At 52.2% G+C, this 9,463-nt stretch carries 11 protein-coding genes; 10 read left to right on the top strand and 1 reads right to left on the bottom strand.

Features of this window, described 5'->3' with window-relative positions; all coding sequences use genetic code 11:
• The 10 genes from Q7V48_02210 to Q7V48_02165 all read left to right on the top strand — a co-directional run.
• Positions 1-318: ACT domain-containing protein (locus Q7V48_02210; protein MDO9209552.1), on the top strand; the 318-nt coding region annotated here is incomplete at its 5' end.
• Positions 319-752: 434 nt separating this feature from the next.
• Complete coding sequence (trpE, locus tag Q7V48_02205) at positions 753-2,231, top strand: anthranilate synthase component I (GenBank protein ID MDO9209551.1); 1,479 nt, start codon at positions 753-755, stop codon at positions 2,229-2,231.
• Positions 2,228-2,824 carry an aminodeoxychorismate/anthranilate synthase component II gene (locus Q7V48_02200; GenBank protein MDO9209550.1) on the top strand — a complete coding sequence of 199 codons (597 nt, stop codon included), beginning with the start codon at positions 2,228-2,230 and terminating at the stop codon, positions 2,822-2,824. The genes trpE and Q7V48_02200 overlap by 4 nt, the downstream gene beginning before the upstream one ends.
• A complete protein-coding gene (trpD, locus tag Q7V48_02195; GenBank protein ID MDO9209549.1) occupies positions 2,802-3,872 on the top strand; it encodes an anthranilate phosphoribosyltransferase in 1,071 nt (356 codons plus the stop codon). Before Q7V48_02200 ends, trpD begins: the two co-directional genes overlap by 23 nt.
• On the top strand, positions 3,869-4,657 hold the full coding sequence (gene trpC, locus Q7V48_02190; GenBank protein MDO9209548.1) for an indole-3-glycerol phosphate synthase TrpC: 789 nt from the start codon (positions 3,869-3,871) through the stop codon (positions 4,655-4,657). The genes trpD and trpC overlap by 4 nt, the downstream gene beginning before the upstream one ends.
• The gene (locus tag Q7V48_02185; protein ID MDO9209547.1) at positions 4,654-5,277 is read left to right on the top strand and encodes a phosphoribosylanthranilate isomerase; all 624 of its coding nucleotides are present in this window, start codon (positions 4,654-4,656) and stop codon (positions 5,275-5,277) included. Before trpC ends, Q7V48_02185 begins: the two co-directional genes overlap by 4 nt.
• On the top strand, positions 5,261-6,448 hold the full coding sequence (gene trpB, locus Q7V48_02180; GenBank protein ID MDO9209546.1) for a tryptophan synthase subunit beta: 1,188 nt from the start codon (positions 5,261-5,263) through the stop codon (positions 6,446-6,448). The genes Q7V48_02185 and trpB overlap by 17 nt, the downstream gene beginning before the upstream one ends.
• Complete coding sequence (gene trpA / locus Q7V48_02175; protein MDO9209545.1) at positions 6,445-7,284, top strand: tryptophan synthase subunit alpha; 840 nt, start codon at positions 6,445-6,447, stop codon at positions 7,282-7,284. The genes trpB and trpA overlap by 4 nt, the downstream gene beginning before the upstream one ends.
• 278 nt (positions 7,285-7,562) lie before the next feature.
• On the top strand, positions 7,563-7,850 hold the full coding sequence (locus Q7V48_02170) for a GYD domain-containing protein (protein MDO9209544.1): 288 nt from the start codon (positions 7,563-7,565) through the stop codon (positions 7,848-7,850).
• A 199-nt stretch (positions 7,851-8,049) separates the two neighbouring features.
• Positions 8,050-8,607, top strand: coding sequence for a manganese efflux pump MntP family protein (locus Q7V48_02165; protein MDO9209543.1), 558 nt, complete (start codon positions 8,050-8,052; stop codon positions 8,605-8,607).
• Between the two features lie 75 nt (positions 8,608-8,682).
• On the opposite strand, the gene Q7V48_02160 is transcribed toward Q7V48_02165, so the two are convergent.
• Positions 8,683-9,463: branched-chain amino acid ABC transporter permease (locus Q7V48_02160; GenBank protein ID MDO9209542.1), on the bottom strand; the 781-nt coding region annotated here is incomplete at its 5' end.

Here is a 9,463-nt window from a genome sequence, read left to right as displayed (position 1 = left end):
TACCTAAACAATTACACGCGCTTTTTGGTTCTCGGGCCCCAGGTCAGCGACAGAACAGGAAGGGATAAAACCTCGCTCCTGTTTTCCATCCCGGATTCGCCGGGATCTCTTTACGAAATCCTAAAACCCTTTTCCGAGAAGGCGATCAACCTGACCAAAATCGAATCCCGGCCCATTAAGGATAAGCCCTGGGAATACGTCTTTTTTCTGGACTTTGAAGGCCATACCACGGACCCGCACATTCACGAGGCGGCAACTGAATTGAAAAAGAAAGTTCTTTTTTTAAAACTTTTGGGTTCCTATCCCCGGAGTTTGTAGGCCAAAATGATTTCTGATCCGTCCAGGATAAAACAACACCCTTCCTTCCATCCTGCTCTTCCTGCTAAGGGGCGGGGAAGGGGGAGAGAGAATCGTAACTGGTGGTGGCGAGGCGTCCATAGGGAGGGGAACTGCCTACCGCCGGAGAGCAGCCTCTGATTTAAGAAATCAATCGGAGAAAGAAGCCGGGGCAGTTTTCAGGAGTCCCCGGCTTTTTTTTCGCCACAGAGGACACAGCGCGGCAGAGCCGCAACCAAAAGAAATCACCCCCTCCCAACCCTCCCCCCTCGAGGGGGAGGGATAGGGTGGGGGGGATTGCTTAACAAAATTTCGAGATTTTGCACGTTAGTAGTACAGAGAGCGCAGAGATGAGTATTCGCCAAAAAGCAAAAAACAGGAGAGCGGTGAAAAAAATATAAAAGGAGGTTTCATTTATGGCTACTCCATCCTTGAGGGAATTCAAAAACCTGGCCGCACGGGGGAACCTCATTCCAGTGTGTGAGGAAATACACTTTGACTGGGAAACCCCTATTTCGGCCTTCCGGAAGATTGAGGATGGCAAGTTCTCTTTTCTCTTCGAAAGCGTTGAAGGCGGGGAAAAATGGGGACGCTACAGTTTCCTGGGTTCTGGACCCTCGCACCTGTTTCGCAGCAAAGGGGAAGAATTCGAAATTCTCAAAAATGGGAATGTTCTGCGCCAGGGAAGAGAGAAAGACCCTCTCCGGGCTCTGCAGGCTTTCTTGGAAGAATACCAGCCTGTACCCCAGGATTCCCTTCCGCGCTTTTTTGGGGGGGCGGTTGGTTATGCCAGTTACGATGCAGTTAGATCTTGGGAAAGGATCCCGGAACTTCTGGCCCAAGATCTGAATCTTTATGACTCCTATTTCATGATCATGGACACCCTTCTGGTTTTCGATAACGTGAGGCAAAAGATTAAAGTGATTGCCAACGTGATTTTAGACGGATCCCAGCCTTTGGAGGATGCTTACCGGCAAGCGGAGGAAAAAATCCAGAGGATCAAAGCCAGCCTGCATTCCCCCGCCGGTCCTTCCCCTCCGAAGAAATCTTTTTCCCCATCTTCCTTAAGTTCTAATCTGAGTCCGGAAGAATTTAGGCAAAAGGTGGAAAGGGCCAAGGAATATATTCAGGCCGGGGACGTTATCCAGGTCGTGCTTTCTCAGCGGTTTTCCACCGCCCTTCATTGTGAGCCCTTCGATGTATACCGCGCCCTGCGTTCCATCAATCCCTCGCCCTACCTCTTTTATATGCAAATGGATGATACCATTTTATTAGGAGCGTCTCCGGAAGTGATGGTCCGTTTAGAAGGGAAGCAGATCGAACTCCGGCCGCTCGCCGGCACCCGCCGGCGGGGAAAAACCCAGGAGGAAGACCGGAGGATGGAGCAGGATCTCCTGGCGGATGAAAAAGAAAGAGCCGAGCACATCATGTTGGTTGACCTCGGGCGGAATGACGTGGGCCGCGTGGCCGAGATCGGGTCAGTCGAGGTAACGGAATTGATGGGGGTGGAACGCTATTCCCATGTGATGCATATCTTCTCCAACGTCCGGGGCCTTCTCGCCCCGGGCAAGACCGCTTTCGACGTATTCCGGGCGACTTTTCCGGCCGGGACCGTGTCCGGTGCGCCGAAGATCCGGGCCATGGAAATTATCGAAGAATTGGAGCCCGTCCGCCGGGGGCCTTACGCCGGAGCCGTAGGCTATTTTGGGTTTTCCAAGAATATGGACACCTGCATTACCATCCGCTCCATTCTCATTAAAGACGGGAAAGCGTATATCCAGGTTGGGGCGGGAATTGTCGCCGATTCCGAGCCGGAGAAAGAGTTCGAAGAGACTTTGAACAAAGCCCAGGCCATCTTTCAATCCATTCGGCAAGCCGAGGAGGGGTTGCCATGATTCTTTTAATCGACAATTACGATTCTTTTACTTTCAACTTGGTGCAGTACCTGGGTGAGCTGGGAGAAACATGCCTGGTTTACCGCAACGACCAGATTAACCTATCCACCATCTGTAAGATAAAACCCAAGTACCTGGTTGTTTCACCTGGGCCCTGTACCCCGCAGGAGGCCGGAATTTCCGAGAGGGCAATCTTGCAGATGGCCGGCCAGATTCCCGTCCTGGGAGTATGTCTGGGCCACCAGTGCATTGGCTCGGCTTTCGGAGGGAAAATCATTCGGGCCAAGAGGTTGATGCACGGGAAGAGTTCTCTGATCTATCACGACGGCAAGACCCTTTACCGAGGCCTCCCCAGCCCATTTCCGGCCATCCGGTACCATTCCCTTCTCATCGAGCGGGAAAGCCTGCCGGAGTGCCTGGAGATTTCAGCGGAGACCGAGGAAGGGGAAATTATGGGCGTCCGGCACAAAATTTTTCCCGTTGAAGGCGTCCAATTTCATCCGGAATCGATCATGACCCCGGGAGGAAAAATCCTCCTGAAAAATTTTTTAGCCATAGAGGAGAACAACCATGCTGAAAAGATTCATTGCTAAAGTTGCGGCCGGGCAGGATCTGAGCGAAGAGGAAGCTTCCCAGGCTATGGCCCATATTATGGAAGGAGAAGGCTTGCCCACCCAAATCGCTGCCCTTTTAACCGCCCTGCGCATGAAAGGGGAGACCAACCAGGAGATCGCTGGCTTGGCCCGGACCATGCGAGCCAAGGCCGTACGTATCCAGGCCCAAAATGGCGAGGACGTTGTGGACACCTGCGGCACCGGAGGGGATGGCCAGGGGACCTTCAACATTTCCACGGCGGTGGCGTTCGTGGCCGCAGGCGGCGGATTGACTGTGGCCAAGCATGGCAACCGGTCTGTCTCCAGCCGCAGCGGGAGCGCTGATGTCCTGGAGGCCTTAGGGGTCAACATTTCCCTGCCCCCGGAAAAGGTCGAGGAATCTCTGCAAGAGCTAAAAGTGGCTTTTCTATACGCCCCTTCATTCCATCCGGCCATGAAGCACGCTCTGGGCCCGCGCCAAGAGATCGGCATCCGTACGGTCTTCAACCTCCTTGGCCCCTTGACCAACCCGGCAGGGGCGAATGTCCATCTTTTGGGTATCTACCGGGAAGATTTAATCCAGCGGGTGGCAGAGGTACTGAGAAACTTAGGCAGCAAGGCCGCCTTCATCGTTCATGGTGCCGACCACGGCGACGAGATCAGCATTACCGGCAAAACGACCCTCTGCCAGCTTCAGAATGGAAGCATCGAGCAATACCAGATTGAGCCAGAAGAGGTGGGTTTGAAGAAGGCGAGTTCGGAGGCCATCCAAGGCGGGACACCCGCCAAGAATGCCGAAATCCTGCGCGGAATCCTGAGGGGAGAACCCGGCCCGGCGCGGGATGTTGTTTTATTGAACGCAGCCGCCGTCTTTGTAGCGGCCGGAAAGGCAATGAACTTCAAAGAAGGAATCGAGGTGGCCCGGGAGGCCATTGACTCAGGCAGGGCCAGGAAGAAACTTGATGACCTCATCCGATTTTCCAATCAGAATTCCACCCCCTCCCATCCCTCCCCCCTCGAGGGGGAGGGGGAGGGTGGGGGGAGGTGACCAAAAAAATGTTTTTGGAAAAAGTGGCGGCAATGAAAAGGGAAGAGGTTCATAAAAGAAAAAATTTATCATCCTTGCAAGAAATGCAAAAGAAGGTTTCTGACCTTCCGGCTCCGAGGGAATTCCTGCGGGCGCTCTTGAACAAGTGCCCCATGGCCCTGATCGCCGAGATCAAGCGCGCTTCCCCCTCTGCCGGAATGATTCGGCAGGACGCTGACATCCAAGGGATTGCGCGAAAATACCAGGCGGGAGGGGCCAGCGCCATTTCAGTGCTCACGGAGGCCCGGTTTTTTCATGGAGCCCTCGGCCACCTCGTAATGGTTAAGGAAGCCGTTTCTCTCCCCGTTTTGCAGAAGGATTTCATCATCGACCCTTTTCAGATCTATGAGGGGAGAATCGCCGGGGCGGATGCTCTTCTACTCATCTCTGCGATTCTTGACCGGGAAAAATTGAAGGAATTGGCCACGCTGACCAAGTTTTTGGGCATGGTTCCATTGGTCGAAGTTCACGATGAGGAGGACCTGGAAAAAGTTTCTGGCCTTCCTCTTCCACTCATCGGGATCAACAACCGCAACTTGCAAACCCTTGAGGTGAACCTGGAGGTAACTTGCCACCTCATCAAAAAAATTCCGCAGGGGACGATGGTCATCAGCGAGAGCGGGATTAAAAACCGGGAAGATGTTAAACGCCTCCAGCAAGCGGGCGCGAGGGGCGTTCTAGTGGGGGAAGTATTGATGCGCTCCGCCGATCCTGCGACCAAGATCCGGGAGCTTTTGGGACGATGACTTGGATCAAAATCTGCGGGATCACGAATGTTCAAGATGCCCTGGAGGCAGCTTCCCTGGGGGTAGATGCCCTGGGCTTTATTTTCGCTCCGAGCCCGAGAAGGATCGAACCTTCCGCTGCGCGGGAGATTATCGGCTGCCTTCCCCCGTCCGTCCTGAAAGTAGGGGTTTTTGTCAACGATGAATTGCCGGAAGTACAGCGCATCGCGGATTATTGCGGCCTGAACACAGTCCAATTTCATGGACAGGAAACTCCGGAATATTGCCGCCAGGTATCTCTGCCGGTGATCAAAGCCGTAAGGGTAAAAAATTTAGAGAGTCTGCAAGAGATGGAGAAATATCCTTTCGCTTCCATTTTGTTAGACGCCTGGAGTCCGGACCAGGCTGGGGGTACCGGAAAACCCTTCGGCTGGGAAATGGTTCTGGAAGCTCGTAAAAAAAGAAATTTTATCCTTTCCGGCGGCCTGAATCCTATGAATGTTTACCAAGCGATTCAAATGTTGAAGCCGATCGGCGTGGATGTCTGTTCCGGTGTAGAAAAGACGCCGGGGGAAAAAGATGGCAACAAAATGAAAGAGTTCATAAAGGAGGTCAGAAGAGCAGATGGTTCAACCCGATAAAAGAGGGCATTTTGGGATTTTTGGGGGCAAATATGTCCCGGAAACCTTGATGGCTCCGTTAGAAGAATTGGAGAAGGCCTATCTCGCTTCCAAAAAAGATGGGCCGTTCCAAAAAACAATGGCTGACTATTTAAAAGATTATGCGGGGAGACCTACCCCCCTTTATTTCGCGGAAAGGCTTACCGAGGAATTCAAGGGCTGCCGCATTTACCTTAAACGGGAAGACCTGGCGCATACGGGGTCTCATAAAATCAACAATACCCTGGGCCAGGCTCTGCTGGCCCAGAAGATGGGGAAGAAAAGGATTATTGCCGAAACCGGAGCGGGTCAACACGGAGTTGCTACGGCCACTGCCGCTGCTCTCACTGGGCTGCAATGCGCGGTCTATATGGGGGAAAAAGACATTCAGCGGCAATCCCTGAACGTCTTCCGGATGAAACTCCTCGGCGCCGAAGTAATTCCGGTTACCTCGGGGTCCAGGACTCTGAAGGATGCCATTAACGAAGCGATTCGGGACTGGGTGACCCACGTTCGCGATACCTATTATCTGATCGGATCCGTGGTTGGACCCCATCCCTATCCTATGATGGTCAGGGACTTTCAAGCGGTGATCGGTAAGGAAGTGAGGAAACAGGTAATGGAGAAAGAAGGACAGCTGCCGGATTGCCTGGTGGCCTGCGTGGGGGGTGGAAGCAACGCCATCGGCCTGTTCCACCCGTTTTTAAAAGATGGAGTGCGCCTTATTGGCGTAGAAGCTGGAGGGCTGGGATTGTTTAGCGGTAGACACGCAGCGTCGCTGAACGCCGGCTATATCGGAATGCTTCACGGAAGCATGAGTTACATCCTGCAGGATGGTTCCGGCAATATCGTGGAGACGCATTCCATTTCCGCGGGTTTGGATTATCCGGGGGTTGGGCCGGAACACGCCTTTTTTAAAGAAAGCGGCAGAGCTGAGTATGCCACCGTTACGGATGAGGAAGCCCTGGAGGCTTTTCACCTCCTTTCCCAAACCGAAGGAATCCTCCCCGCACTGGAAAGTGCCCATGCCCTGGGTTACGCTGGGAAAATTGCTCCTTCCCTGGGGAAAGATCAGATCATGGTGGTGAATCTGTCGGGGCGAGGAGACAAAGATGTGCAAACGGTCGCTAAAAGAATGGGAGTTGAATTATGAGCAGGATCGATCAGACGTTCAAGAGCTTAAGACAAAAAGGCCAGTCAGCCTTGATTCCTTTCATCGTGGCCGGGGATCCGGACCTCGCCACCACAGAGGCCCTGGTTTTGCAAATGGCGCAAGCCGGAGCGGACATCATTGAACTGGGGGTGCCTTATTCCGATCCGCTTGCCGATGGCCCAACCATCCAAGCTGCCTCGCAGCGGGCTTTACCAAGAGGGGTCAACCTCAAGTCGGTATTAACCCTGGCTAAAAATTTAAAGGAGAAAACCATCCCCCTGGTCATCATGACTTATTTCAATCCTATTTACCAGTATGGATTGAAGGCTTTCGCCGGAGAGTGCAAGGAATGCGGAATCGCAGGAGTAATCATTCCAGATCTCCCGCCGGAAGAAGCAGGGCCGTGGATTGAAGAGGCCAGAAAAGTTAGAGTAGATACGATTTTTTTAACGGCTCCGACCAGTACCCCCGAGCGAATCCGTAGGGTGAGCAAGAAATGCCGCGGGTATATCTACCATGTAGCGGTAACAGGGGTAACCGGAGTGCGGGAAAAATTATCCGCAGACCTGGAGCCGGCAGTCCGCAGGATAAGAGAGATAAGCAAAAAGCCGGTAGCCGTTGGGTTCGGCATTTCCACACCGGAGCAAGCCAAGGAGGTGAGCCGCTTTGCCGATGGAATCATTGTGGGCAGCGCGATTGTCAAGATTATGGAGGATGGAGCGGGGAAGGAAGATATGATTCGCCGGGTGGGATCTTTTATTACATCCCTCGCTGCCGCCTGCCATAAGAAGGCGGAGAGGTGCTCAGCACCTCCCCCGCCTTTCCCTGGCCTATAGCATACGAATTCATGAGCGAAAATGAAAAATAAAGGAGCAAGAAAATTTCCTTGATTGGCGCCTGCGGTCAGTGCTATATTTATTGCCCTGTCTATGACCGTAGCGACTTGAAAACAGTTTCTTCCTAAAAAAATGGGAGAAAGCAGAATGTCTCGGTTCATCGCAACCCCATTTCTCTTCCCAAAGAGGGATGGGGTTTTTTGTTTAGGCGATTATCTACCTAAGGGGGGAAGGTATGCTGGAGAGGGGGGCTTTTATTTTAAGAAGGGGGTGATTTTATGCCAATCTATATCATGCTCACCAACTTAACCGATGAAGGGCGGAAGACGGTAAAGGAAAAACCGGCAAGGATCAAAGAGGTCAACAAGGAAGTAGAAAAAATGGGGGTCAAGGTCCTTTCCCAGTATGCCCTCCTGGGTGCCTACGACTTCGTGAACATCCTGGAGGCTCCTGATAACAAGACCATAGCCCGGGTGGCCGTCGCCTTAAGTGCCAGGGGTACATTGCAGACTACAACCCTTGCTGCCCTCTCCGTTGACGAGTTCATCGACATGCTGAAAAAGTAAAATAGGAATCGAACAAAAGCCGCTTCCCCATAAATCCAGCATACCTTCCTATCAATTTATTTTATAGGAAATTACTTTTTGGATACGGATATGCACAGAAAGTCGCTTAGCGCTTAGCGCTATGCGCATAGCGTCTTTTTTGTATCTGCGGTTATCTGCGTAAATCTGCGTCCTATTAAATTTTGAAGAGAGAATTTTCATGGATTTTTTCACCGTTACCTTGATCGCCGTTGGCCTGGCCATGGATTGTTTTGCCGTAGCCATCACGAGCGGAATCGCTATTAAACAATTAAAAATCAACCATGCTCTACAGATTGCCCTGTTTTTTGGAGGTTTTCAGGCCTTAATGCCCATCCTGGGATGGTTAGCCGGAGTGGGGTTGAGGGATTTTATATCCAACATCGACCATTGGATTGCTTTTGGACTTCTGAGTGCCATCGGCCTGAAGATGATTTATGAATCCAGGAAATTGCCCGAGGATAAAAGCAATTTGAATCCCCTGAATTTTTATGTTTTATCCATGTTATCAATTGCGACCAGCATTGATGCCTTAGCTGTCGGGGTAAGTTTTGCTTTCCTCAAAATTCCACTTATCTCCTCCGTCATTGTGATCGGAGCCATCACCTTCCTTATTTCTTTTATCGGGGTTTTTGTGGGGAATCGGACCGGGCATTTTTTTGAAAATAAAATTGAATTCGCCGGCGGCCTCATTTTGATCGGGATAGGCCTAAAAATATTGATTGGGCATTTAGCCTAGAGGAGGCAGTGAAAGGACCCGGGGACGAACAGTTCTGGAATCCGGAGCCCCCTAATTGGCCAGCCGAAGTAATTTTTATTGCGAGATGTAGGGCAGGGGCCAGATGCGGAAGTAGTCGCGGATGCGCACCCAGACACCCACCAGGCCATCGGGCTTGAGGATGATGAACAGAATGATCAAAAGGCCAAAAGTGAGGTCCTTCACCGGGCCCATGTAAACTGTGATGTTGGGGTCGTATTTTTTTGCCAGGATGGACACGCCGACGTTCAAAAACTCCGGCACCATGGTAATGAAAAGTACCCCGAAGATCGTTCCTAACAGGCTACCCGCCCCTCCAATCAGAACCATGGCCAGGAACTCGATGGATTTGAAGAAGGTGTAATCGTCCGGAATGGCGCCCCTCTGCAGGGCGGAAAAGAGCGCGCCGGCCATGCCGGCATAAAAGGCGCTGATGGCAAAGGAGAGAAGCTTATAACGGAAGACGGGGATGCCGATGATCTCCGAAGAGACGTCGTTGTCGCGGATGGCGATGAAAGCCCGGCCGATCTTGGAGCGGTTGATATTTTTTAGACCCCACATGGAAAAAGTTGCCAGAAGGAAGATGAAATAGAAAAAGGCGTAGTGTTTTCCGAGGGAGAGGCCGAGGCAGGAGGGGAGAGGGAGCTCAATCCCCCGGATTCCGCGGGTCAGGCTCTCCCAGTGAATGATGGTATATTCGATGATGAATTGGAAAGCGAGAGTGGCCACCATCAGGTAAAAGCCTTTGATGCGCAAAGAGGGAATGCCTACGAGCAAGCCGAAGGCGGCAGCCACCAATCCGGCGCAGAGGATACTGAAGGGGAGGGGAACCCCATAG

The organism is Deltaproteobacteria bacterium (assembly GCA_030654105.1).
In the GTDB taxonomy this organism is placed as follows: domain Bacteria; phylum Desulfobacterota; class SM23-61; order SM23-61; family SM23-61; genus JAHJQK01.
Note: the sequence above shows the minus strand (reverse complement) of the source record. Positions and strands in the feature narration are given on the sequence as shown.